Consider the following 22770-nt stretch of genomic DNA (forward strand, 5'->3'; position numbering starts at 1 on the left):
TCAGATCAAAACACGTGACACCAGCCACGCATCCCTCCCCAAACCATCAAGGCCAAGAGCCGCAAAAACTCTTCCTCGTCTTCAGGAAAACAGATTTTCATGTCAAGGAACAACAATCGGAGGCGGAGAAGCATCACCGAGCAGCCCTTCCAGGCTACCTGATGACCGACCCTGCGTCCGAGGGAGGAACCGTTGGAGCGGAGCGCTTGGCGTTCCGTCCGTCGGTGTGGGCGGCTTATATGGGCGTCCGACGACCCCGTCAAACCTCTTTTTGCCCCTTTGATGAACTTTTGTGGGTGGCGCCGGATCGCTCGCCGGATGGGCCCCGGGCGGGGGTTCCGGCGCCCTCCCCTCACCCGTCGGCGCGGATGTCGGCCGCCCGGATCACGCCGGCCCACTTGTCGATTTCGTTCGAGAGGAAGCGCCGCGCACCCTCCGGATCCGAGGCCACCACGTCGGCGCCCTGCTCCTCGATCTTCTGCCGCACCTCCGGCTCCTGCACGACCTGCCGCATCGCGGCGCTCATCCGCGCCAGGATAGGATCCGGTGTGCCGGCGCGGCCCAGCAGCATCCACCAGGTCGGCGCCTCAAAGTCCGCTACGCCCTGCTCGGCAAAGGATCTGGCCCCGGGCACGTGGCGGGAGGCGGTGCGCGTGGTCACCCCCAGCGGTCGCAGCAGGCCGGATTTGATGTGCTGGCTGATGACCACGACGTTCGACATGAACAGCGGCACGTGCCCCGCCACCGCGTCCTGCGTGGCCGGCCCGCCGCCGCGATACGGGACGTGGACAATCCGGTAGTCGCCCTTTTGCTGCAGGAGGGTGGTGGCCACATGGGCCAGCCCGCCCACGCCGGAGGTGGCGTAGTTGATCGTTTCCGGCGACTTCTTCGCTGCCTCCACCACGTCCTGATAGGTGTGGTACGGCGTGGACTGGTGCGCCACCAGCGCCAGCGGTCCCGTGGCAACGAGGCAGACGGGGGCGAAGGCCTCCAGTGCCTTGTAGTTCAGCCGCATCACCGTCTGGTTCGTTGCCTCCGTGTCGTAGGCGAGCATCCAGGTATTGCCGTCCGGCGCGGCGCGCGCCGCCTCCCCAGCCCCGATCGAGCCGGAGGCGCCCCCACGGTTCTCCACGATCACGGGCCTGCCCAGCACCTCGGCCAGGCGGGGCTGGAAAATGCGCGCCACCAGGTCGGTGGAGCCGCCCGGAGGCCAGGGGACGATCAGGCGAAGCGGCTTATCCGGCCAGGTTCCCTGGGCGCGCAGAATGGAAGGCATGGCCAGGCCCGCGGCAGTCGCCACGATCAGCCCACGCCGGCCCGCGATCGGGCTCTGGATCATGAAGTGCTCCTTGAACGTCCATCCACCCTGTTCCCGGGCGGCTTTCCGCAGCTTTGACGGCGGCGCGGCGCGGCGCAACCCGCTCATTGCCCCTTCGCGCGGTTCCCTCATGCGGAGGATGCTCCGGCCGGCACCGCAGCATCCCCGCGCCGCGGTCGCCAGGATCGGTGGGCAGGAGAGGCCCCATGATCCCCACCCAGTCCGGAAGGAAGCGCCCGCATGATCGCTGTCATCTTCGAGGTCTGGCCCGCCGAGGGCCGCAAGCCGCGCTATCTCGATCTGGCCGCTGCCCTGCGTTCGGAGCTGGAAACGATGGATGGATTCCTATCCGTGGAGCGATTCCAGAGCCTGACGGACCCTGGAAAGATCCTCTCCCTCTCCTTCTGGCGGGACGAGGCGGCCGTCCTGGCCTGGCGCAACACCGCCGCCCACCGCGCCACCCAGGCGGAGGGGCGCGCGGGGGTCTTCTCGGATTACCGGCTGCGCGTGGCCGGGGTGCTGCGGGACTACGGCATGGAGCAGCGGGAGGAGGCGCCGGAGGACAGCCGCGCCGCCCACCACGCCTGATCCGCCTAGGCGGCGCGGGCGGTCGCGGGCGGGCTGCGGAAGCCCCTGCGGATGTGCTCGGCCAGGGCCTCCGCCGCCGCGCCGGGATGCGAGACGAGCGCGATCTCCAGCTCCGGCAGCGCGGGCATCCCGTCCTCCTGCCCCAGCAAGCGAAGCCCAGGCGGCAGGGAGGCGGAGAGGCCCACCGTCACACCCAGCCCGGCCAGCACCACCGCATGGGTGCCGGTCTGGGAGGCGGAGGAATAGGCCATGCGCCAGGGAATGCCCGCCTTGTTCAACGCCTCCGTTGCCGCCTGCCGCCAGGAGCAGCCGCCATGGGAAAGGACGAGGGGCAGCGGCTGCATCAGATGCGAGGGGCGCGTGGCGGACCCCACCCAGCACAGCGGGCCGCGCCAGATGCGCTCCCCCTCGACCCCGGCATGATGGCTGGCATAGCCGACGGAGAAGAGAGTGATGTCGAGATCGCCGCGGTCGAAGCGGGGCAGCAGCTCCTCCGTCGGCAGACACACCACCTCCACCTCGGCGGCGGGATGCGCCTCGGCGAAGCCGGCGAGGATGTCGGGCAGCCAGAACAGCGCGTAGTCGTCCGGCGAGCCGAGCCGGATGTGCCCGGTGATGTCGGGCGCGCGGAAGTTCGCCACGATCTCGTCGTGCATGGCGAGCAGCCGCCGCGCCCGGTCCAGCAGCCACAGCCCGTGCGGGGTCGGGCTCAGCCCGCGCGAGCCGCGCAGCAGCAAGGGCTGGCCCAGCGCCTCCTCCAGCCGCCGCATCTGCATGGAAACGGCGGATTGCGTGCGCCCGACGCGCAGCGCCGCCCGCGTGACGCTGCCGCCTTCCGCCACCAGCACGAAGGAGCGCAGCAGGTCTGGGTCCAGGCCCGGAGGGATGTTGAGCATGACCCCATCAGCATCGCTGATGCCGGGGTTCAAAACAACTCGTTTCCCTTATGCCGGCAGCGGACCGATCTTCCGTGACGCGACAGCACCCGAGAGGAATCGCAGCGATGTCCGACCATGCCCTTCACCCCGGCTCCCTCCTGCGCGGGGGCACCTCCGCTCCCCATGTCCCGGCCGCAGGCTGGCTGGCCACCCTCGCCCGCATGGTCCGCGCCATCGAGGAGCGCCGTATCCTCGCCACCCTCGACGACCGGATGCTGGCCGATGTCGGCCTTAATCGCCTGGACGCCGAGCGAGAGGTCGCCCGCGCCCCCTGGGACATCCACTCGCGGAACTAAGGGCTCAGGCGGAGATCCGCTTCGCCTCCTCCGCCACCTGCTGGATGGAGAGGATGAAGATCCAGCGCCCCCGCCCACCGGCGAGGCCGCCGAGATCCATCCCGCTGAGCCAGGCGAGGGCGTCCGCGCTCCCGCCATCCGGCAGGGCGGAGACAAGGCCGTGCAGCCGCCCGTCCCTTCCCACCACCGGCCCGCCGGAATAGCCCATCAGCGCCGCCATGCGCGTCGTGAAGCCGTGGCCGAAGCGGGGCAGGATGGCGTCCGGGATCTCCACCACGCCCGAGGCCATGCCGGCGCCGATACCGAGCATGCCGGCCACCCAGACGGGATCCCCCACCTCCACGGCCTCCTCGGCGAGAGAGGCAGGCGATAGCAGCCCACCCTCATCCGACAAAATAGAGAGGTCCATCCGGCGGCTGCGCGCCAGCACGGCCGCGCGGCGGGCCGGCGCGCCATCGCCGCGGCGGAGCCAGACGGCAGCTGCACCACGCGGCAGGGCGTGGCTGGCGCAGGCCACCCACCCCGGCGCCACCGCCACCGCGGAGCCGAGGAGGAACCCCGGCGCGCCCCCGGCATCTGCGTGCAGGGTGGCGAAGCCGGTCCCCACCAGCGGCGCGATCGGCGTGCCGGCCGCCTCCCTCGCCGGGAGCCCAGCGCAGGCGGAGAGCGGCAGAAAGGCCACCAGGCCACGGCGTAGGATTATCCGTGCCCCTCCGAATGCGCCGACCCAAGGCAGCGGGAAACCTTCTGCTTCACCGGCTTGTTCCATGCCGTGGCCACGGGCCGGGCGCTTCGATGATGCAGCCCAAAACAGAACATAGTATGAACAGGCATGCCCCCTGATTCGACCCCTCATCCGCGTTCCGGCCCCGCTCCCGAGCCCTTCCCCGGGGCACGGAAGAGGACGCCTCACGATGCTCTGAAGGATCGCGGGCCGTTGCCGGAGGGGGGCGAACCGATGGACCGCCGCGCCGTCATGGCGGCCCTTCGCGCCCGGGTGGCGCGGCTGGAGCGCACCGGGCTGGCAGCGCGGGAGGAGCCGCCTGCCATTCCCCTCTGCCCGGAGATGGATCGCGCCCTGCCCGGCGGCGGCCTGCCCCGCGCGGCGCTGCACGAAATCCTCTCGGACGGGGCCGGGGCGGCGGTGGGTTTCGCCGCGCTGCTGATGGCGCGCTCCGGCGGCACGGTGTTCTGGATCGCGCGCGATCCCGATCCCTGGCCGCCCGGCCTGGCGCGCTTCGGGCTGCCACCCTCCCGCCTCATCGTCGCGCAGCCCGGGAACGGGACGGACGCGCTCTGGGCCACGGAGGAGGCACTGCGCTGCCCGGCCGTCTCCGCCGTGCTTCTGATGTCGGAGCGGCCGGACGCCACTGCCATGCGCCGGCTTCAGCTGGCCGCCGAGACGGGGGGCGGGATCGGGCTGCTGCTGCGGGAATCGGACGAGGATGAGGGCCCTGCCCTCGCCACCACGCGCTGGCGCGTCACGGGGCGCGCCGGTGGGGCGATGCACGACCTGGGCGACCCGCAATGGACGCTGGAACTGCTGCGCTGTCGCGCCGGCCGGCCGCAGACCTGGCATGTCACCTGGCGCGCCGGGATGGAGGCGCTGATGATGGACGACGAGATGCGAGAGGAGGACGCCCCTCGGCGCGGCCATCCTTCCAGGCGGGCGCTATAGCTCCCCCTCCTGGAGGAGGTCGAAATAGGCGTTCTCCTGCCGGATGGAATCCCGGATCACCCATGCGGCCAGCCCGGTCAGGGCCAGGGACGCGGCAGAGAGGGAGAGAAGGATCATTGGCTGATTTCCCGGGGCGTTTTGCCCGGCCGCGATGATCTCCCGCTCCGGTTAAGAAAGAGTGGAGGCCTGCGCCATCCACCTCTCCCCACGAAAACGGCCCCCGGGGAAAACCCCGGAGGCCGCCATCGCCCGCGTGCTGGAGGCCTTCAGGCGGCTTCCTTCGTGCCGAGGATCTTGTCGATGGTGATCGGCAGCTCCCGGATGCGCTTGCCCGTCGCGTGGAACACCGCATTTGCGATGGCCGCCGGCGAGGCGCAGATGCCGATCTCACCCAGCCCCTTCACGCCGATGGGGCTGGTCAGGTCGTCGTGCTCGTCCACGAAGATGACGTCGATGTTCGGCACATCCGCATTCACGGGGATGTGGTACTCGGCGATGTTGTGGTTCATGAAGCGGCCGAGATTGTGGTCCGCCATGCTCTCCTCGTGCAGTGCCATGCCGATGCCGAAGACAGTGCCGCCCAGGATCTGGGAGCGCGCGGTCTTCGGATTCAGAATGCGCCCCGCCGCGATGGCCTGGACCACGCGGGTCACCCGCACCACGCCCAGCTCCTCATCCACACGCACCTCCACGAAGGCCGCGGAGTGGGCGTAGGACGAGTACTTCAGCATCGTGATCTTGCTCGGGCTCGCCGTTTCCTCCGCCTCGATCCGGTCCACCCCGCCGGCCACCATGGCGTCCTGGATCGTGACGAAGCGGGAGGGATCGGAGATGAGCGCGATCCGGCCCTCCCGGAACTGCACCTCGTTCACCCCGGCAGCGCCGAGAGGCGAGTCGTTGATGCCGCGCGCATAGCCGAACAGCTTCTCCCGCACCGCGTGGCAGGCCAGCTCCACCGCCGTGCCCGTGGAGGCCGCGCCCCAGGAGCCACCCTCAACCGGTGCGCTGGGCAGGGAGGAGTCGCCCAGAAGCGCCGTCACCTTCTCGATCGGCAGGCCCAGCGCGTCCGCCGCGATCTGCGCCATGATCGTGTAAGTGCCGGTGCCGATATCGGCGGAGGCGCTGGCCACTTCCAGCTTGCCGTCGATGGTCAGGACGGCGCGGGCGGCGGTCTTCTGCATCGCCGCCTCCCACATGCCGACGGCCATGCCCCAGCCGATCAGCTCATTGCCCTCCTTCATGGAGCGCGGCTTATGGTTCCGCTTCGACCAGCCGAAGCGCTCCGCGCCCAGCTGCAGGGCGGCGCGCAATTCCTTGCTGGTGAAGGGCTTGCCCGTGGCCTCGTCGACCTGGTTGTAGTTCTTCAGCCGGAACTTCAGCGGGTCCATGCCCAGCTTGTGGCACAGCTCGTCCACCGCGCTTTCCGAGGGGAAGAGGCCGGTGGGCGCACCCGGGGCGCGCATGTCGCCCGGCGTGTAGGTGTCGAGCTGGGCGACCTTGTAGGTGCCCTTGTAGTTCTCGCAGTGATAGGTCATCCCGGACCAGCCGACCGTCTGCTCCGTGTAGTCCTCGAAGGTAGAGGTGTTGCCGATCAGGTCGTGGCGGATGGCCTGCAGCGCGCCGTCCTCATTCGCGGCCATGGCCACCTCCTGCAGCCCGTCCGGGCGATAGGTGAAGGTGAACATCTGGTCGCGCGTCAGCACCACGCGCACGGAGCGCTTCAGCTCCAGCGCTGCCATGACAGCGAGGAAGAGCTGGTACTGCGGCCGCAGGCCGGAGCCGAAGGCACCACCAACATAAGGCGAGATCACGTGCACGTCGGAGGCCGAGAGGCCAAAGACCTGCCGGATGTATCGCTGGGTGTTCTGGCAGCCCTGGATCTTGTCGTGGACGGTGATCTTCCCGTCCCCCTCCCACACAACGGTCGAGGCGTGCGGCTCCATCGGATTGTGGTGCTCCACCGCAATCCGGTAGCTGCCCTCCACCTTCACCGGGGACCGGCCGAAGGCGGCCTCGGCGTCACCGCGCGGGCTGGGCGGGCCCATGCTGGTGCGGTACTTCGGCGTGTAGGCCTGCTCCCGCACCTTCGTCAGGTCCGTCTGGTGCTGCTCCGCCTCGTAGCTCACGCGCACGAGGGAAGCGGCGTAGCGGGCGATCTCGAAGTCCTCCGCCACCACCAGCGCGATGGGCTGGCCGCTGTAGTGGATCCGCTCGTCGTAGAGCGGGCGGAAGGGTTTGCCCGGCGGCGCCACCTCGTCCTGATAGGCCGTGCTGCGCCAGGCCGTGCGCGGCCGGTTCTGGTGGGTGAAGACCTGGATGACGCCCGGCACCGCCAGTGCGTCCTTCGTGTCGATCGCGGTGATCCGCCCCTTCGCGATGGCGGAGTTGACGACATAGCCCTGGGCGAGGTCGGGCGCGGTGAACTCGGCGGCGTAGGGCGCGGTGCCCGTCACCTTCTTGCGGCCGTCCACGCGGTTGCGGGGCGATCCGACATGGGTCTCGTACATGGTGCGGCCCCCTCTACTGGATGCGCTTGTCGGTCTGGGATTGCGGCGTGCCGCGCGCGGCCTGGGACAGGGCGCGGATCACGGCGCGGCGCGCTAGGTCGACTTTGAAGTCGTTATGGCCGAAGCCCTGCGCTCCCTCGAGGATGCGCTCCGCCACCGCGGCGAAGACCCTGCGGTCCGCCGTCTTGCCGCGCAGCATCATCTCCGCCTCCTCCACCCGCCATGGCTTGTGGGCCACGCCGCCGAGGGCGATGCGCGCCTCCCCGATCGTGTCGCCGTCCATCTCCAGCGCCGCGGCCACGGAGACGAGGGCGAAGGCGTAGGAGAGGCGGTCGCGCAGCTTCAGGTAGGTGTAGTGCTTCGCGAAGCGCGGCTCCGGCAGTTCCACGCCGAGGATGATCTCGTCCGCGTGCAGGTTCGTGTCCTTCTCCGGCATGTTGCCGGGAAGGCGGTGGAAGTCCGCCATGGGGATGCTCCGCTCCCCGTTCGGGCCGACGACCTTCACCACCGCTTCCAGCGCCGCCAGGGCCACGCACATGTCTGAGGGGTGCGTGGCGATGCAGTGCTCGCTGGTGCCGAGGATGGCGAGGATGCGGTTCTGCCCATTCTTCGCGGGGCAGCCCGAGCCCGGCTCGCGCTTGTTGCAGGGCGTCGCGGGGTCATAGAAGTAGTAGCAGCGCGTGCGCTGGAGCAGGTTGCCGCCCGTGGTCGCCGCGTTGCGCAGCTGGGGCGAGGCGCCGGCGAGGATGGCGGAGGAGAGCAGCGGGTAGCGCTCCTTCACCCGCTCGTCATAGGCGGCGGCGGTGTTGCTCACCAGCGCGCCGATGCGGAGCCCCTCCCCCGCCTCCTCGATCTCCTTGAGGCCGGGCAGGCGGCCGACATCCACCAGGTGGGTCGGGCGCTCCACGTTATACTTCATGAGGTCGACGAGGTTCGTGCCCCCGGCGATCACCTTCGCGGCGGGGTGGCCGGCCAGCTCGCGCACAGCATCGGCCACGCTGCCCGGGCGGGCGTAGGAGAAGCGGTTCACTTCGCCGTCTCCTTCGCCATCACGCTCTCGATGGCGTCCACGATGTTGGTGTAGGCGCCGCAACGGCAGAGATTGCCGCTCATGTGCTCCCGGATCTCCTCCGCCGTCTTCGCGTGGCCCTCCCGCAGCAGGGCCACGCCGGAACAGATCTGGCCGGGCGTGCAGTAGCCGCACTGGAAGGCGTCGTGCTCGATGAAGGCTTCCTGCAGCGGGTGCAGGGTGCCGTCAGGCGAGGCGAGGCCCTCGATGGTCGTTATCTCGCTGCCGTCCTTCGTCACGGCCAGGGCGAGGCAGGAGTTCATCCGCTGCCCGTCGATCAGCACGGTGCAGGCGCCGCACTGCCCGTGGTCGCAGCCCTTCTTCGTGCCGTAGAGGGACATGTCCTCCCGCAGCAGGTCCAGCAGCGTGGTCCAGGGCCGGACATGCAGCTCCTGGCGCCTGCCATTGACCGTCAGGGTGATGGGGATCTCATCCGGGAGGGCCGAGGCGCCGGATTCATGGCCGGCATCGGGCGCAAAGCCCTGGCGTGTCTTGAGTTCGAGGTCGGCCATGTCGGTGTCCTGCTAGGGCTTGGGCACCGGAGGCGGCCCGGCATTTGCCGGGCCAGACAAGCGCGCGGGGCGCACCCCGTGTCGGAGCCTCCGTTCCGTAGGCGGGAAACGAAGGGAACCCGGGCGCGGTTGCCCGGCTAGCCGCCCAGGTCGGCCAGGACGATGGTCCCCGTCCGTTCGTAATGCCCGGCCAGCAGGGTGGCTGCCTGGTCCGCATCCCGCGCCAGGGCGGCGGCGGCAATGGCCTTGTGCTCCGCCGCCACGTCGCGTCCGGGATAGGCAAGGGTCTTCGCGACGGAGCGATAGCGCCGCGCCTCCTCCCGCAGCCGGTCGCAGAAGGCGATCAGCGGCGGGGCGCCGCAGGCTTCCAGCAGCGCCTTGTGGAAGGCGCCGTGGCAGGCCTCCCATTCCGGGTTGGCGGCGTAGCGATGGGGGTCGAGCGAAACGGCCAGCCGGTTCAGCCGGTGCTCCGCCAGCAGCACCGCCTCCTCCCAGGCGGCGTCCCCGCGGGCGATGGATTCCCGCAGCGCCGCCCCCTCGGCCAGGCTCCGGCTGCGAATCAGACCGTCCAGGCCTTTGGGCGCCGCGGCCGCCACGCGGAAGCCGCGGTGCTCCAGCCGCTCCGCCAGACCCTCCGCCGCCAATTGCGACAGGGCCTCCCGCATGGGGGAGGCACCGGCGCCGTAACTCTCCGCCAAGTCGCGAAGCTTCAGCTTCCGCCCCGGCGGCAGGCGGCCGGAGAGAATGTCCTCCCGCAGCCGCAGGTGAACGGCGGTGGCCAGGGTCGGGTCTCGCGCCTCGGGCAGAAGCGTTGGGGGCATGGGATTAAATATTCGGCAAAACCGCCCTGCCGCAAGGACTTGCGAAGATCCTGCTTGACGAGGATGGAATTTCGACAAAACCTCTGCTCGGGATCAAGAAGGAGCGTTCGCGTGCGTCTGATTGCGTTCGAGCAAGGGGGCCGCGCCGCCCTGGGCGCCCGGTTGGGCGACGATGTGGTGGCCCTCGCCGATGTGGTGCCGGGTCTTCCGGCGGAGATCCCCGCCGCCATCGCAGCGCTGAACCTGCCCGAGGGTGCGGCCGCCCTGGCCGCGAAGCTGGAGGGTGCCCCCCGCAGGCCGCTTGCCGGCCTGAAGCTCCTTCCCGTCGTGCCGCGTCCGGGCAAGATCATCTGCATCGGCCTGAACTACGTGGAGCACGCGAAGGAGGGGAACAACCCGATCCCCGACTATCCCGCCGTCTTCTTCCGCGGCCACACCTCGCTGGCCGCCCATGGCGAGCCTCTGCTGCGCCCGAAGGTCTCCGACAAGTTCGACTACGAGGCGGAGCTGGTCATCGTCATCGGCAAGACGGCGAAGCACCTGACGGAGGAGAACGCCCTCTCCGTCGTCGCCGGCTACACCTGCATGAACGAGGGCTCGCTGCGCGACTACCAGCGCAAGGGCGCGCAGTGGACGGTGGGCAAGAACTTCGACCGCACCGGCTCGGTCGGCCCGGAGATCGTGACGCCGGACGAAATCCCGCAGGGTCCGAACGCGCTCCGCATCACCTCCCGCGTCAACGGGCAGACGATGCAGGACTCCAACACCTCGGACATGATCTTCTCCGTCCCGCGCATCCTGACGATCCTGTCAGAGGTGATGACGCTGGAGCCGGGCGACATCATCGCCACCGGCACGCCGAGCGGCGTGGGCTATCCCCGCAAGCCGCCCGTGTTCATGAAGCCCGGCGACACGATCGAGATCGAGCTTGAGGGCATCGGCATCCTCTCCAACACCGTCGAGGACGAGGTCTGATGGAGAAGGAGGTCGTCCGCGCCGACGTCCCGGAGACGGGCGGCCCCTTCAACCTCTGCGTCAAGCGGGGGGACCTGATCTTCATCTCCGGCCTGCCGCCCTTCGAGGAGGAGTACTGCGCCCGGCTCCGCGCCGCGCGCGCGGAGGGGCGGCCCGTGCCGCCCATGCCGGACACGCCCTTCGAGCGGCAGGTCGAGATCGTGATGGACCACATGAAGCGGCTGGTGGAGGCCGCAGGGTCCGATATGGACTGCCTGCTGAAGGTGATCGTCTGGTTGAAGGACCAGACGCAGCAGGAAGCCTTCGACCGCATCTACCGCCGCTACTTCTCCTCGCAGGAAGCCCTGCCGGCGCGCACCCGCATGCAGGCGGGTCGCACGCCGATGGACTGCGCGCTGGAGGTGGAGGCCATCGGCTACGTGCCGTCCAGGCCATGACAGGCGGCCCCCGCGTCACCCTCTCCTTCGACAACGGGCCGGAGCCGGAAGTGACGCCCGCCGTTCTCGACGTGCTGCGGAAGCGGGGGTTGAAGGCCACCTTCTTCGTGCTGGGCCACAAGCTGGCCGCGCACCGCGGGATCACGGAGCGCGCCCATGCGGAGGGCCACTGGATCGGCAACCACACCTGGCACCATGCCGGGCCGCTGGGCGGGATGCCGGATGAGGGCGCGGTGGCCGAGATCGAGCGCACGCAGGACCTGATCGGAGCCCTGTCCCACCCGGACCGGCTGTTCCGACCCCAGGGGGGCGGGGGCACGCTGGGTCCGCATCTGTTGAACGGGGCCGCGCTGGACCACTTGGCGCGCCACCGCTTCACCGTCGTCCTATGGAATGCGGTTCCCGGCGACTTCCGGGATCCGGATGCCTGGGTGGACCGCGCCCTGTCCATGTGCTGCGGCCCCGATCCCGTGGCCCTGGTGCTGCACGACCTGCCCAATGGCGCCATGCGCCACCTGGACTGCTTCCTCGGCACCCTCGCCGATGCCGGCGCCACCTTTGTTCAGGACTTCCCGGATTCCTGCCTGCCCATGCGTTGCGGGCGGGATGCCGGTGCTGTAGCGCGCTTTGTCACCCCTTCCGCCGGAGCCGCCGCATGAGCCACGCCACACGCCGGGCCCTGCTGGGCGCCCTCGCCGCCCTGCCCGCTGCAAGGGCCATGGCCCAGGGCGCGTGGCCCAACCGGCCGATCCGTCTCATCGTCCCCTTCGCCGCCGGCACCACCACGGACATCCTCGGCCGCATCCTGGCCGAGGCCCTGGCCCGGGAAGCTGGGCAGCCCGTGGTGGTGGACAACCGTGCCGGCGCCGGCGGCAATGTCGGGGCCCAGGCCGTCGCCCGCTCCACCGGCGATGGATACACGCTGCTGCTGGGCACCAACGGCACGCACGGCATCAACGCCAGCCTCTTCGCCGACCAGGGCTTCGACCCGGTGAAGGATTTCACCCCGATCGCGCCCTTCGTCACCACGCCGACGGTGCTGGGCGTCCCGCTCTCTCTGGGTGTCTCCAGCGTGGCGGAGCTGGTGGCGCTGGCGAAGCGGAAGCCCCTTACCTTCGCATCCGCCGGCAACGGCACGACGGGCCACCTCTCCCAGGCGCTGTTCAACCTGCGCACGGGGACGGAGACGCAGCACGTGCCCTACCGCAACGCCGGCCAGGGCGTGACGGACCTGGTGGCGGGCCGGGTGGACGCAATGTTCTATCACCCGCTCGGGCTGAAGCCGCAATTAGATGCAGGCACCATCAAGGCGCTGGCCGTCACCTCGGCCAAGCGCGTGACGATCCTGCCGGATGTCCCCACCATTGTGGAGGCCGGCATCCCCGACTTCGTGGTGGAGGGGCTCTGGAACCTCTACGGCCCCGCCGGCCTGCCGCCGGATGTGGTGGCGCGGCTGAACCGGGCCACCAACGCCCTGCTGGCCGATCCCGCCGCCCTCGCCAACCTGCACGCCCAGGGTGTGGAGCCGACCGGCGGCACGCCGGAGAAGCTGGCCGCGATGACCCGGGACGAGATTGCGAAGTGGCGCCCGATCATCGCCGCTGCCAACATCAAGCCAGATTGAGAGGCCGAGGGCAGGCCATGGAGACCTGCCCCGGACGGAGGACGACAAGAATGGCCGACCTGAACGAGAAGACCGTCACCGACGCGGTGATCGAGCAGATGGCCTCCACGCCCGACCCGCGGATGCGGGAGGTGATGGAGAGCCTCGTGCAGCACCTCCACGCCTTCGCGCGGGACGTGCGGCTGACGCCGGCGGAGTGGCTGGGCGCGATCGGGTTCCTCACCAAGGTGGGCCAGACCTGCACGCCCTACCGGCAGGAGTTCATCCTGCTGTCGGACACGCTGGGCCTCTCCCGCCTGGTGAACCTGATGGACGACACGGCGAACCGCGTGGGCGAGGCGACGGAGACGAGCCTTCTCGGTCCCTTCTACCGCGAGGCCTCCCCCCGGTTCGGCTATGGCGAGAGCATCGCCGTGCATGCCAAGGGCCCGGAGATGATCCTGTTCGGCCGCGTGGTGAACGAGGCGGGCGAGGGTGTGCCGGACGCCGTGGTGGAGATCTGGTCCACCGACGCGGACGGCGCCTACGACCTGCAGGCGAAGTCGCCGGAGGTGATGGACATGCGCGGCCAGTTCCGCACGGATGCCGAGGGCCGCTACGCCATCCGCACCCTCGTCCCGCTCGGCTACTCCATCCCGATGGACGGTCCGGTGGGCGCGATGGTGACGGCCCAGAGCCGCCACGGCATGCGGCCTGCCCATATCCACATGCTGATCGGGGCTGAGGGCTACCGGGAGCTGGTGACGGCCCTCTATCTCGGCGACGATCCCAACATCGATTCCGACACGGTCTTCGGCGTCTCCGAATCCCTCGTCGTGCGCCCGCAGACCGGTGTGGAGGGCTCGCCCGACCCCTCCATCCCCGCCGTTCGCTACGACTTCCAGGTCGCACGCCGCGCGGCCCACGACACATCGGGGCGCGTCGGCGCCGATCCGTCCAAGATCGCGGCCGAGTAGCCGCGCGACAGAAGAACGCGTGAGGGGCCACGGCGCAGAGACGGCCGGGCCGCAGGAGGAGAAGGTTCATGGAAGGTCTCAGCAGGCGCGGCCTCGGCCGCGCCGCGGTGGCGGCGGCCATCACGGTTCCCGCCACGGCGCGCGCGCAGTCCGCGCCCTCGGGCGAACCCATCAAGATCGGCGGGTCCATGTCGCTCTCGGGCGGGCTGGCCGGCAACGGGCGGCCGGCGGGCCTGACCCATAAGATCTGGGCCGACGAGGTGAACGCGCGCGGCGGGCTGCTCGGCCGGCCCGTGCAGATCATCTCCTACGACGACCAGAGCAGCGGCGCGCAGGTGCCGGGCATATACACGAAGCTGATCGACGTGGATAAGGTCGATCTCGTCGTCTCCGGCTACGCCACCGCTATCATCGCCCCGGCCATGCCGGTGGTGATGCAGCGGAACAGGACCTTCGTCTCCCTCTTCGGGACCGGCGTGAACAGCGAGTTCAAGTACGACCGCTACTTCTCCGTCAATCCGTCGGGCTCCAATCCCAACCAGACCTTTGCCAAGGGCTTCATCGAGCTCGCCATGGCGATGGACCCGAAGCCCCGCAGCATCGCCATCGTCAACCTGGACAGCGATTTCCACCAGCGCGCGGCGGAGAGCGCCCGCAGCCTGGCCCGGAGCGCCGGTCTGCGCGTGGTGTATGACCGCGCCTATCCGCCGACCACCGTGGACTTCTCCCCCATCATCCGCGCCGTGCAGGCCGCGCGGCCGGATGTGGTCTTCGTCGGTTCCTACCCGCCCGACACGGCCGGGCTGCTGCGGGCAGCCAGCGAGCTGCGGGTGAACTTACAGCTCTTCGGCGGCCCGATGATCGGGCCGCACATCACGGCGCAGAAGCTCCAGCTCGGCCCCATCCTGAACAATCTCGTGGTCTGGGACGTCTACGCGCCGGAGCCGACGCTCCAGTTCCCGGGCACCCAGCCGCTGATCGAGCGCTACCAGCCCATCGCGGCGAAGGAAGGGACGGACGCGCTGGGCTACTACGTGCCGCCCATGGCCTATACCCAGATGCAGGTGCTGGAGCAGGCCGTGAAGAAGGTCGGCAGCCTGGACCAGGGCGCGCTGGCCAAGGCCATGCACGAGACCACCTTCGACACGGTGATCGGCCCCGTGCGCTTCGACGCCACCGGCGAGTGGCCGGAGCCGCGCGACATCTACACCCAGTACCAGGGCGTGCAGGGCAACGGGATCGACCAGTTCAAGAAGGCCGGCACGCAGGTCATTCTCTATCCCGCCCAGTACAAGTCGGGCGAGCTGCGCAAGCCCTACACGGCCGGCGCCTGACATGGACCCGGACCTCGCCCTTCTCCTGAACGGGATCGTCTCGGGCCTCCTGCTCGGCGGTCTCTACGCCGCCGCCGCGGCCGGCCTTTCCATCTCCTTCGGGATGCTGGACGTGGTCAACATCGCCCACCCCGCCTTCATGGTGCTGGGCGCCATGCTCGTCGCCCTCTTCTGGGGGGCGACGGGGATCGACCCGCTCGTGCTCTCCATCCTCCTCACCCCCGCCTTCTGGGCGCTGGGGGCGGCGATCTACGTCGCCTATCACCACTTCTTCGAGCGCCGGGGGGACGAGGCGATCCAGGGCCTCGCCTTCTTCTTCGGGGTGATGTTCATCATCGAGATCGGGCTGGTCCTGGCCATCGGGCCGGAGCAGCACTTCGCCGACGCCTCCTATGCCAACACCACCTGGCGGCTGGGCGAGATCGACCTGCCGCTGCGGATGCTGGTGCCGGCGCTGGTCGCCTTCCTCGCCATCGGCGGCCTCGCCCTCTTCCTGCGGCACAGCTTCACCGGCCGGGCCATCGCGGCGGTGGCGCAGGACCGGGAGGCGCTGAGGCTGCTGGCGATCGACCCCGTGCGGATCAAGCGGCTGGCCTTCGGCATCTCCATCGCCATGGCGGCGCTGGCGGGCGGCGCGCTGGTGGTGGTGCAGCCGGTGGATGCGGGCTCCGGCCACATCTTCATCGGGCGGGTCTTCGCCATCGTCATCATGGGCGGCCTCTCCTCGCTCTGGGGCTGCGTGCTGGCGGCACTCGCCTTCGGCGTGGTGGAGAACGTGACGGCCAGCTTCTACGGCCCATCCTGGTCGCCGGCGGTGGCCTTCGGCGCGCTGCTGCTGGTACTGGCGGTCCGTCCCCAGGGCTTCTTCGGGCGCGTGGCATGAGCGACGCGACCCTTCCCGCCATGCCGGTTTTCCCCGCCCCGCGCCGCATGGGGCACGGCGCCTTCTGGCTGGCCTGCGCGGTGGCTGCCCTGGCCCTGATCGCGGTGCTGCGCGGCATCGGCAGCGAGTACGCCTATTTCGCCGCCACCTTCGTGCTGCAATACGTGGTGCTCGCCACGGCCTGGAACATCCTGGGCGGCTATGCGGGCTACGTGAACTTCGGCGCGGCCGCCTTCTTCGCGGCCGGGGCCTATACCACGGTGGCCATCGGCAAGGCGCTCGGCCTCTCCCTGCTGCCCTGCATCGGCTTCGCGGCGCTCGTCGGCGGGGCGCTGGGCCTCGGCACGGGCCTCCTCACCCTCCGGCTGCGCGGCGCCTACTTCGCCATCGCCACCCTCTGCCTCTCCGTGGTGCTGCAGACGCTGGTGGTGAACTGGAACTACGTCGGCGGCTCCCGCGGCGCCTACGTCATCCGCCCGCGGGACATTCCCTGGCCCTTCGACACCTACAGCGGCTATCTCTGCGCCGTGGCGGTTGTCCTGGCCGCGGCCGCCATCGCCATCGCCCGCACGATCGAGAAGTCACGCCTCGGCCTCGGCCTGGCCGCGCTGCGGGACGACGAGCAGGCGGCGGAGGCGGCGGGGGTGCCGACGCTGCGCCTGAAGCTGATCGCCACCACCATCTCCGGCGCCATGATGGCCGTGGCGGGCGCGCCACTTCCCCTGCTCGGGTCCTATGTGGAGCCGACCTCGGCCTTCGGGCTCGCCTATGCCGTGAATGCCATCGCGATGCCGCTGATCGGCGGCACGGCGAGCTGGGCGGGGCCGCTGATCGGCGCGGTCCTCCTCTCCTCGCTCCAGCAGGCGGCGACGGTCACAATCTCCTCCGCGGCGAACCTGCTGATCGTGGGCGTGGTGCTGGTGGTCTTCGTCTGCGCCGCCCCGCACGGGATCCTCGGTCTCTTCAGGAAGGGCGGGCGATGAGCGAGATCGTTCTGCGCGCCGATGGCGTCGGCAAGCGCTTCGGCGGCTTCACCGCTCTCTCCGGCGTCAACCTGGAGGTTCGGGCGGGGGAGCGGCTGGGGCTGATTGGCCCCAACGGCTCGGGCAAGAGCACCTTCACCAACTGCCTCGCCGGCGCCTTCCCCAGCCATGATGGCGGCTTCACCTTCAAGGGGCAGAAGCTCGCCGGGCTGAAGTCGCATGAGCGGGCGCGGCGCGGCCTGGCGCGCACCTTCCAGCTTCCCCGTCCCTTCCGCGGCCTCTCGGTGTTCGAGAACATCCGCGTCCCCCTCGCCTATGCCGGCCGGCATGAGGCGACAGAGGAACGGGCGATGGAATGCCTGGAGGCCGTGGAGCTGGCGGGCAAGGCGCAGCGCATGCCGAAGGAGCTGACGCAGGTGGAACTGCGCCGGCTGGAGCTGGCCCGCGCCACGGCACTGAAGCCGGAGCTCCTGATCGCGGACGAGGCGATGGCCGGGCTCTCCCACGCGGAGGTGGACCAGATCCTGGCACTCCTGTTCCGCCTGAATGCCGGCGGCACGACGATCATCATGATCGAGCACGTGATGCGCGCCGTGACGGAATTCTCCCAGCGCCTGGCGGTGCTGGTGGCCGGGAAGAAGGTCGCGGACGGCGACCCCAGGACCGTCCTCTCTATGCCCGAGGTCGAGGAGGCCTATCTTGGCCGCTAGCCTGCTCATCGAAGACGTGGACGCTGCCTATGGCGCGGTGCGCGCGCTGGACGGCGTTTCGCTAACCGTCGCGCCGGGCGAGACCGTGGCCCTGCTGGGCACCAACGGCAACGGCAAGACGACGCTGATGCGCTGCATCCTCGGCCTGCTGAAGCCCAGCCGCGGGCGGATCGCCGCGACATTCGACGGGCAGACGATCGAGTTGGTGGGCCGCACGCCGGAGGAAATCGTCGATCTCGGCATCGCCATCGTGCCGGAGGGGCGGCGCCTCTTCCCGCGGCTGACGGTGGAGGAGAACCTGCTCCTCGGCGCGTACCGGCGCTCCGCCCGCGCCGCGATTCCCCGCAACCTGGAGTTCTGCTACGACGCCTTTCCCCGCCTGAAGGAGCGTCGCTCCCAAGCCGTGGGCAGCATGAGCGGGGGCGAGCAGCAAATGGTCGCCCTCGGCCGCGCCGTGATGTGCGCCCCGAAGATCCTGCTGGTGGACGAGCCCTCCGTCGGCCTCGCCCCCATCCTCGTTGCCCGCTGCATCGAGAAGATCGCGGAGTTGAAGGAGAAGCTCGGCCTCACCGTGCTAATGGCGGAGCAGAACTTCCACCAAGCCATCCGCATCGCCGACCGCGGCTACGTGCTGGTGCACGGGAAGGTGGAGTTCCAGGGCGACTCCCCCGCGGCGCTGGGCGACAGCGATCTGGTCCGCAAATTCTATCTGGGACTCTAGCCATGGCAGGCTTGCAGGGATGGCGCCTGGGTTGGATCGGCGTGGGCCGTATGGGCACGCCGCTTTGCCGGCGCCTGCTGGATGCCGGCGCCACCCTCTCAGCCACCGACACGGATGCGGCGCGGCTGGCGCCCCTGGCGGAAGCGGGGATCAGCCCCGCCGCGACGGCCGCCGCCATGGCAGGGGATTGCGACATCCTCCTCTCCATGGTGCCGAACGACGCCGCGCTGCTCGCGGTGGCCACCGGCCAGGGCGGCTTGTGCGAGGCAATCCGGCCCGGGCAGGTCTTCATCGACCTCAGCACCGTTTCCCCCGCCGCCTCCGCCCGCGTGGCGGAGGCGATGGCGGCGCGCGGGGCGGACTACATCCGCTGCCCTGTCTCCGGCAGCACCAGCACGGCGGCCGCCGGTGCCCTCACTCTGTTCGTCTCCGGCCCGGATGCCGCGATCGAGCGCTGCGCGCCGCTGCTATCTGTGCTGGGCAAGGAGACGCTGCGCTGCGGAGAGGCCGAGGAGGCCCGGGCGGTGAAGCTGATGGTGAACATGGTCGTCGCCCTCACCCCCGCCGTGATCGGAGAGGCGTTGGCCTTCGGCGGGCGGCTGGGCCTGGAATGGGACGGGATGATCGATGCCCTCTCGCGCAGCGTCGTCGGCTCCCCCCTCCTCGCCTACAAGACGGAGATGCTGAAGGCGCGGGACTGGACGCCTGCCGCCGATGTGGACCTCGTCGCCAAGGACCTGGACCTTGCCCTCGCGGTCGGCGGGCGCGAGGGTGCGCCGATGCCGCTCTCCGCCCTTGCCCGGCAATTCGCCGCCGCCTACCAGGCCTCCGGCGAGGGGGGGCTCGACTTCTTCCGCGTCGCCACCTGGCCCGAGCGCCTGCTCGCGCCCAACCCTCGGTAAGGGCCCTCATGCAGGACGAGATCAAGGCGCTGGAAGCGCGCCGCTACGCCGCCATGCGCGACGGCGACCTGGATACTCTGGATCGGCTTCTCTCGGATCGCCTGATCTACGCGCACTCCAACGCCACGACGGACACGAAGGCGAGCTATCTCGACACGCTGCGGGACGGCAGCCTGCGCTACCTGCAGGTGGATTTCGAGACGCACCAGGTGCTGGAGGCCGGCCCCGATGCCGCCGTAGCCCTGGGCAAGATGGGCGCCCGCGTCTTTCGCTACGGCGGAGAGCGTGAGATCGGCGGCATGACCTGCGCGGTATGGAACCGGGAGGGGGGCGAATGGCGCCTCCTCGCCTACCAGCCGACCTCTATTCCGAAGGCTTGAACATGGTGAACACGCTTCTTCCCACCACCGTGGTGGGCAGCTACCCGCAGCCGGACTGGCTGGTGGACCGTGCCGTGCTGGCCCAGAACCTCGTGCCGCGCGTGCGCATGAAGCAGATGTGGCGCGTGGCCGAGGACGCGCTGGAAGGCGCGCAGGACGACGCGACCCTGGTAGCGGTCCGCGACATGGAGCGCGCGGGCATCGACATCGTGACCGACGGCGAGATTCGGCGGGAGAGCTACTCGAACCGCTTCGCGCTGGCGTTGGACGGCGTGGATGTAGACAACCCCGCCCGCACCATGGGCCGCGCCGGCAAGGAGACGCTGGTACCCCGCGTGATCGGGAGGATCCGCCGCAACCGGCCGGTCGAGGTGCGGGACGTGGAGTTCCTGGTCGCCAACACCGACCGGAAGACGAAGATCACCCTGCCCGGCCCCTTCACCCTGTCCCAGCAGGCCTCCGACGAGTTCTACAAGGACGAGGAAGCCATGGCGATGGACTACGCCGCCGCGGTGAACGAGGAGGCGAAGGACCTCAAGAAGGCCGGCATCGACATCATCCAGTTCGACGAGCCCTGGATGCAGGCCCGCCCTGAGGCCGCCGCCCGCTTCGGCGTGCGCGCCCTGAACCGCGCGCTGGAAGGGCTGGAGGGCGACACCATCGTCCATCTCTGCTTCGGCTATGCCGCCGTGGTGAAGGACAAGCCTTCCGGCTACTCCTTCCTGCCCCAGCTCGCCGATTGCACGGCCGCGCAGATCTCCATCGAGGCCGCGCAGCCGAAGCTGGACCTGTCCGTGCTCGACGGCCTGCCCGGAAAGACCATCATGCTCGGCGTGATCGACCTCGGCACTCCCGAGGTGGAAACCCCGGAAATTGTGGCGGACCGCATCCGCGCGGGGCTGAAGCGGCTGCCGGCGGAACGGCTGGTCGTCGCGCCGGATTGCGGCATGAAGTACCTCCCCCGCCCGCGCGCCTTCGCGAAGCTGAAGGCAATGGCGGACGGGGCGGCCATCGTCCGCCGCGAACTGCAGGGCTGATCCGGTGGCCTTCGGCGTCGGCGTGATTGGCCTGGGCATGGCGTCCACGCCGCACATGCTGGCGCTGAAGGAACTTGAGGCGGCCGGTCGGGTGCGGATCCTCGGCGGCCACGCCCCCTCCCCTGCCCGGCGGAAGGCCTTTGCGTCCCGCTGGAACCTGCCCGTCTTCGCCGAGCAGGCGGCGCTGCTCGCGGCGCCAGGGCTGGACCTCGTCCTCGTCCTGACGCCACCCTGGACCCATCTGCCGGTGGCTGAAGCCGTGCTGGCGGCGGGCAAGCACCTGATCGTCGAGAAGCCGCTGGAAGCAACGCCCGAGCGGGCCGAAGCCCTGACGGCAGCGGCGGAAACCGCCGGCCGGTTCTGCGCCGTCTGTCTCCAGCACCGCTTCCGCCCCGCGGCGCTTTACCTGAAAGCCGCGCTGGACACCGGCGCCTTGGGCATGCCGCTCTCCGCCTCAGCCAGCATCCGTTGGTGGCGCGACGCCGCCTACTTCGCCGCGCCCGGCCGCGGCACGGTCGCGAGGGACGGCGGCGGCGTGCTGCTAACCCAGGCGATCCACACGATCGACCTGCTGCTTCACCTGGTCGGACCGGTAAGGGACGTGGCGGGCTTCGCGGCGACCTCTCCCCTGCGGCGCATCGACACCGAGGACGTGGTGGCCGCCGCCCTCCGCTTCGAGAACGGCGCCTTAGGCGTTCTGGATGCCACCACCGTCGCCCGCCCCGGCTTCCCCGAGCGGATCGAGATTGCCGGTACGGGCGGCAGCGCCATCCTCTCCGCGCACCGGCTGGAGTTGCATGGCAGGGACGGTGCGCCGCCTGAAATTATTGGCGAGGAGGCCGGTGGCGGGGGCGGGGCCGATCCCATGGCCTTCGACCACGGCCCACACCGTGCCATGATCGCCGCGATGCTGGACTCCCTGGAATCGGGCCGCGCGCCCCCGCACGCCGCCCGAACCGCCCTGCCCGCACAGCGGCTGATTGCGGCCATCCTTTCCGCCCCGGTGAGGCCGTGAAGTTCCTCGGCCTCGTCGTCATGGCGCTACTAATTGGCGCGGGCGGCTTCGTCCTGACCGAGTTCTTCCGCTCCCAGCGCCTAGCCGATCCGACAGATCGCTGCCTGGAAGCGGCGCCCTCTGCCCGAGAGGCATTCGCGGCAGGCCCCATGGCCCGGAACGGACTGCGCGTAGATGAGCTGACCTCCCCCCAACGCGTTGAGACCCCGGCGGGCGCGGTTCCCGGCCTGACTCTTTGCAAGGCGGATGCGCGCTTCAGTTCCGGGGCCAAGGACACGCTGTGGTACGCGTTGGTGCCGGCAGCAGCCGGCGACGGGCAGTTCATGATCCACGCCGCGCCCGGGGAAATGGGCCGGCGAAGCATTCTCACCATCCGCTGAACTCAGGGTTTCCGGGCGCATGACGGACGATGATGGCGACGCGGCCGCGACACGGCTGCCGCGGGGGAAGTTCTACATGACACCCGCGGGCGAGGTAGCGATGCAGGCCGAGTTCGAGGCTATGAAGGCGGAACGGCACCGTGTGGTGGAGATCGTCTCCTGGGCCGCCGGCAACGGCGACCGCAGCGAGAACGCCGACTACAAGGAAGGCAAGCGGCGCCTGCGCGAGATCGACAGGCGCTTGCGTTACCTGGGACAGCGGCTGGACCAGGCCGAAGTGGTGGATCCCGCCGCGCAACCACAGCGAGACCGCGTCTTCTTCGGCGCGACCGTGACCTACCTGACCGAGCGCGATGAGGAACGGACTGTCACCATCGTCGGGGTCGATGAGGCCGATATGGCAGCGGGCAAGATCAGCATTGGCTCGCCCATGGCGCTGGCAATGCTGAGGGCGCAGGTGGGTGACGAGGTGACGGTGCGGACGCCGGCAGGGCCGAGCTCCGTTGAGATCACCGCAATCCATTACCCGGAACGGAACTAAGGCGAGTTCCGAACACGAAAAACCCCAGTCACCGGGGGGGGTGCTGGGGTTTTCGGGAGATGTGATTTGGATGCGGGGACAGGATTTGAACCTGTGACCTTCAGGTTATGAGCCTGACGAGCTACCGGGCTGCTCCACCCCGCGGGGGTGTTGGTATCATATCTA

Annotated in this window: 27 protein-coding genes and 1 tRNA gene; 19 read left to right on the forward strand and 9 right to left on the reverse strand. The window is 69.8% G+C overall.

The window, feature by feature from the left end; all coding sequences use genetic code 11:
• Positions 1 to 352: 352 nt before the first annotated feature.
• Positions 353 to 1339, reverse strand: a complete 987-nt coding sequence (locus tag J5Y10_RS26500; RefSeq protein WP_209377150.1) for a Bug family tripartite tricarboxylate transporter substrate binding protein — start codon at positions 1337 to 1339, stop codon at positions 353 to 355.
• Between the two features lie 219 nt (positions 1340 to 1558).
• Between J5Y10_RS26500 and J5Y10_RS26505 the strand changes: the two genes are divergently transcribed.
• Positions 1559 to 1906 carry an antibiotic biosynthesis monooxygenase family protein gene (locus J5Y10_RS26505; RefSeq protein ID WP_209377151.1) on the forward strand — a complete coding sequence of 116 codons (348 nt, stop codon included), beginning with the start codon at positions 1559 to 1561 and terminating at the stop codon, positions 1904 to 1906.
• A 5-nt stretch (positions 1907 to 1911) separates the two neighbouring features.
• Here the strand turns inward: J5Y10_RS26505 and J5Y10_RS26510 are convergent, their stop codons facing one another.
• Positions 1912 to 2802, reverse strand: coding sequence for a LysR substrate-binding domain-containing protein (locus tag J5Y10_RS26510; protein WP_209377152.1), 891 nt, complete (start codon positions 2800 to 2802; stop codon positions 1912 to 1914).
• Positions 2803 to 2909: 107 nt separating this feature from the next.
• Between J5Y10_RS26510 and J5Y10_RS26515 the strand changes: the two genes are divergently transcribed.
• The gene (locus J5Y10_RS26515) at positions 2910 to 3140 is read left to right on the forward strand and encodes a DUF1127 domain-containing protein (protein ID WP_209377153.1); all 231 of its coding nucleotides are present in this window, start codon (positions 2910 to 2912) and stop codon (positions 3138 to 3140) included.
• A 4-nt stretch (positions 3141 to 3144) separates the two neighbouring features.
• Here the strand turns inward: J5Y10_RS26515 and J5Y10_RS26520 are convergent, their stop codons facing one another.
• Positions 3145 to 3822: a S1 family peptidase gene (locus tag J5Y10_RS26520; protein ID WP_209377154.1), complete on the reverse strand. Its 678-nt coding sequence runs from the start codon at positions 3820 to 3822 to the stop codon at positions 3145 to 3147.
• Positions 3823 to 4098: 276 nt separating this feature from the next.
• Between J5Y10_RS26520 and J5Y10_RS26525 the strand changes: the two genes are divergently transcribed.
• Entirely contained in the window at positions 4099 to 4818 is a 720-nt protein-coding gene (locus tag J5Y10_RS26525; protein ID WP_209377155.1) for an ImuA family protein, read from the forward strand.
• On the opposite strand, the gene J5Y10_RS28630 is transcribed toward J5Y10_RS26525, so the two are convergent.
• The 5 genes from J5Y10_RS28630 to J5Y10_RS26545 all read right to left on the reverse strand — a co-directional run bounded on the left by J5Y10_RS28630 (position 4813) and on the right by J5Y10_RS26545 (position 9727).
• Positions 4813 to 4935 (reverse strand): hypothetical protein, encoded by a 123-nt coding sequence (locus J5Y10_RS28630; RefSeq protein WP_280856171.1) that lies wholly within the window; start codon positions 4933 to 4935, stop codon positions 4813 to 4815. The two genes, J5Y10_RS26525 and J5Y10_RS28630, sit on opposite strands and share 6 nt — an antisense overlap.
• Before the next feature lie 149 nt (positions 4936 to 5084).
• Entirely contained in the window at positions 5085 to 7325 is a 2241-nt protein-coding gene (locus J5Y10_RS26530; RefSeq protein ID WP_209377156.1) for a xanthine dehydrogenase family protein molybdopterin-binding subunit, read from the reverse strand.
• Between the two features lie 13 nt (positions 7326 to 7338).
• Positions 7339 to 8355, reverse strand: coding sequence for an FAD binding domain-containing protein (locus tag J5Y10_RS26535; protein ID WP_209377157.1), 1017 nt, complete (start codon positions 8353 to 8355; stop codon positions 7339 to 7341).
• Entirely contained in the window at positions 8352 to 8906 is a 555-nt protein-coding gene (locus tag J5Y10_RS26540; RefSeq protein WP_209377158.1) for a (2Fe-2S)-binding protein, read from the reverse strand. Before J5Y10_RS26540 ends, J5Y10_RS26535 begins: the two co-directional genes overlap by 4 nt.
• Before the next feature lie 137 nt (positions 8907 to 9043).
• Entirely contained in the window at positions 9044 to 9727 is a 684-nt protein-coding gene (locus J5Y10_RS26545) for a GntR family transcriptional regulator (protein WP_209377159.1), read from the reverse strand.
• Positions 9728 to 9838: 111 nt separating this feature from the next.
• Between J5Y10_RS26545 and J5Y10_RS26550 the strand changes: the two genes are divergently transcribed.
• The 16 genes from J5Y10_RS26550 (at position 9839) to greB (ending at position 22605) form a co-directional block, all read left to right on the forward strand.
• Positions 9839 to 10702, forward strand: a complete 864-nt coding sequence (locus J5Y10_RS26550) for a fumarylacetoacetate hydrolase family protein (RefSeq protein WP_209377160.1) — start codon at positions 9839 to 9841, stop codon at positions 10700 to 10702.
• Complete coding sequence (locus J5Y10_RS26555; RefSeq protein WP_209377161.1) at positions 10702 to 11139, forward strand: RidA family protein; 438 nt, start codon at positions 10702 to 10704, stop codon at positions 11137 to 11139. Before J5Y10_RS26550 ends, J5Y10_RS26555 begins: the two co-directional genes overlap by 1 nt.
• Complete coding sequence (locus J5Y10_RS26560; protein ID WP_209377162.1) at positions 11136 to 11798, forward strand: polysaccharide deacetylase family protein; 663 nt, start codon at positions 11136 to 11138, stop codon at positions 11796 to 11798. Before J5Y10_RS26555 ends, J5Y10_RS26560 begins: the two co-directional genes overlap by 4 nt.
• Positions 11795 to 12763 (forward strand): Bug family tripartite tricarboxylate transporter substrate binding protein, encoded by a 969-nt coding sequence (locus J5Y10_RS26565; RefSeq protein WP_209377163.1) that lies wholly within the window; start codon positions 11795 to 11797, stop codon positions 12761 to 12763. The genes J5Y10_RS26560 and J5Y10_RS26565 overlap by 4 nt, the downstream gene beginning before the upstream one ends.
• A gap of 50 nt (positions 12764 to 12813) precedes the next feature.
• Complete coding sequence (locus J5Y10_RS26570; protein ID WP_209377164.1) at positions 12814 to 13719, forward strand: dioxygenase family protein; 906 nt, start codon at positions 12814 to 12816, stop codon at positions 13717 to 13719.
• 68 nt (positions 13720 to 13787) lie between these two features.
• A complete protein-coding gene (locus tag J5Y10_RS26575) occupies positions 13788 to 15053 on the forward strand; it encodes an amino acid ABC transporter substrate-binding protein (protein ID WP_209377165.1) in 1266 nt (421 codons plus the stop codon).
• 1 nt (position 15054) lies between these two features.
• Complete coding sequence (locus J5Y10_RS26580; RefSeq protein ID WP_209377166.1) at positions 15055 to 15936, forward strand: branched-chain amino acid ABC transporter permease; 882 nt, start codon at positions 15055 to 15057, stop codon at positions 15934 to 15936.
• Positions 15933 to 16919 carry a branched-chain amino acid ABC transporter permease gene (locus J5Y10_RS26585; RefSeq protein WP_209377167.1) on the forward strand — a complete coding sequence of 329 codons (987 nt, stop codon included), beginning with the start codon at positions 15933 to 15935 and terminating at the stop codon, positions 16917 to 16919. The genes J5Y10_RS26580 and J5Y10_RS26585 overlap by 4 nt, the downstream gene beginning before the upstream one ends.
• Positions 16916 to 17629 carry an ABC transporter ATP-binding protein gene (locus J5Y10_RS26590; protein ID WP_209377168.1) on the forward strand — a complete coding sequence of 238 codons (714 nt, stop codon included), beginning with the start codon at positions 16916 to 16918 and terminating at the stop codon, positions 17627 to 17629. Before J5Y10_RS26585 ends, J5Y10_RS26590 begins: the two co-directional genes overlap by 4 nt.
• Positions 17619 to 18350 (forward strand): ABC transporter ATP-binding protein, encoded by a 732-nt coding sequence (locus J5Y10_RS26595; protein ID WP_209377169.1) that lies wholly within the window; start codon positions 17619 to 17621, stop codon positions 18348 to 18350. The genes J5Y10_RS26590 and J5Y10_RS26595 overlap by 11 nt, the downstream gene beginning before the upstream one ends.
• Before the next feature lie 2 nt (positions 18351 to 18352).
• Entirely contained in the window at positions 18353 to 19252 is a 900-nt protein-coding gene (locus J5Y10_RS26600; RefSeq protein ID WP_209377170.1) for an NAD(P)-dependent oxidoreductase, read from the forward strand.
• 8 nt (positions 19253 to 19260) lie between these two features.
• Positions 19261 to 19632 (forward strand): nuclear transport factor 2 family protein, encoded by a 372-nt coding sequence (locus J5Y10_RS26605; protein ID WP_209377171.1) that lies wholly within the window; start codon positions 19261 to 19263, stop codon positions 19630 to 19632.
• Between the two features lie 2 nt (positions 19633 to 19634).
• A complete protein-coding gene (locus J5Y10_RS26610) occupies positions 19635 to 20669 on the forward strand; it encodes a 5-methyltetrahydropteroyltriglutamate--homocysteine methyltransferase (RefSeq protein WP_209377172.1) in 1035 nt (344 codons plus the stop codon).
• 4 nt (positions 20670 to 20673) lie between these two features.
• Positions 20674 to 21684: a Gfo/Idh/MocA family protein gene (locus J5Y10_RS28850; RefSeq protein ID WP_342453034.1), complete on the forward strand. Its 1011-nt coding sequence runs from the start codon at positions 20674 to 20676 to the stop codon at positions 21682 to 21684.
• A complete protein-coding gene (locus J5Y10_RS26620; protein ID WP_209377173.1) occupies positions 21681 to 22064 on the forward strand; it encodes a hypothetical protein in 384 nt (127 codons plus the stop codon). Before J5Y10_RS28850 ends, J5Y10_RS26620 begins: the two co-directional genes overlap by 4 nt.
• A 19-nt stretch (positions 22065 to 22083) precedes the next feature.
• A complete protein-coding gene (gene greB, locus J5Y10_RS26625; protein WP_209377174.1) occupies positions 22084 to 22605 on the forward strand; it encodes a transcription elongation factor GreB in 522 nt (173 codons plus the stop codon).
• Between the two features lie 67 nt (positions 22606 to 22672).
• On the opposite strand, the gene J5Y10_RS26630 is transcribed toward greB, so the two are convergent.
• Positions 22673 to 22749: transfer RNA gene (locus J5Y10_RS26630), tRNA-Met, on the reverse strand.
• Between the last annotated feature and the right edge of the window lie 21 nt (positions 22750 to 22770).

This window comes from Roseomonas indoligenes (genome assembly GCF_017813365.1).
Lineage (GTDB): Bacteria > Pseudomonadota > Alphaproteobacteria > Acetobacterales > Acetobacteraceae > Roseomonas > Roseomonas indoligenes.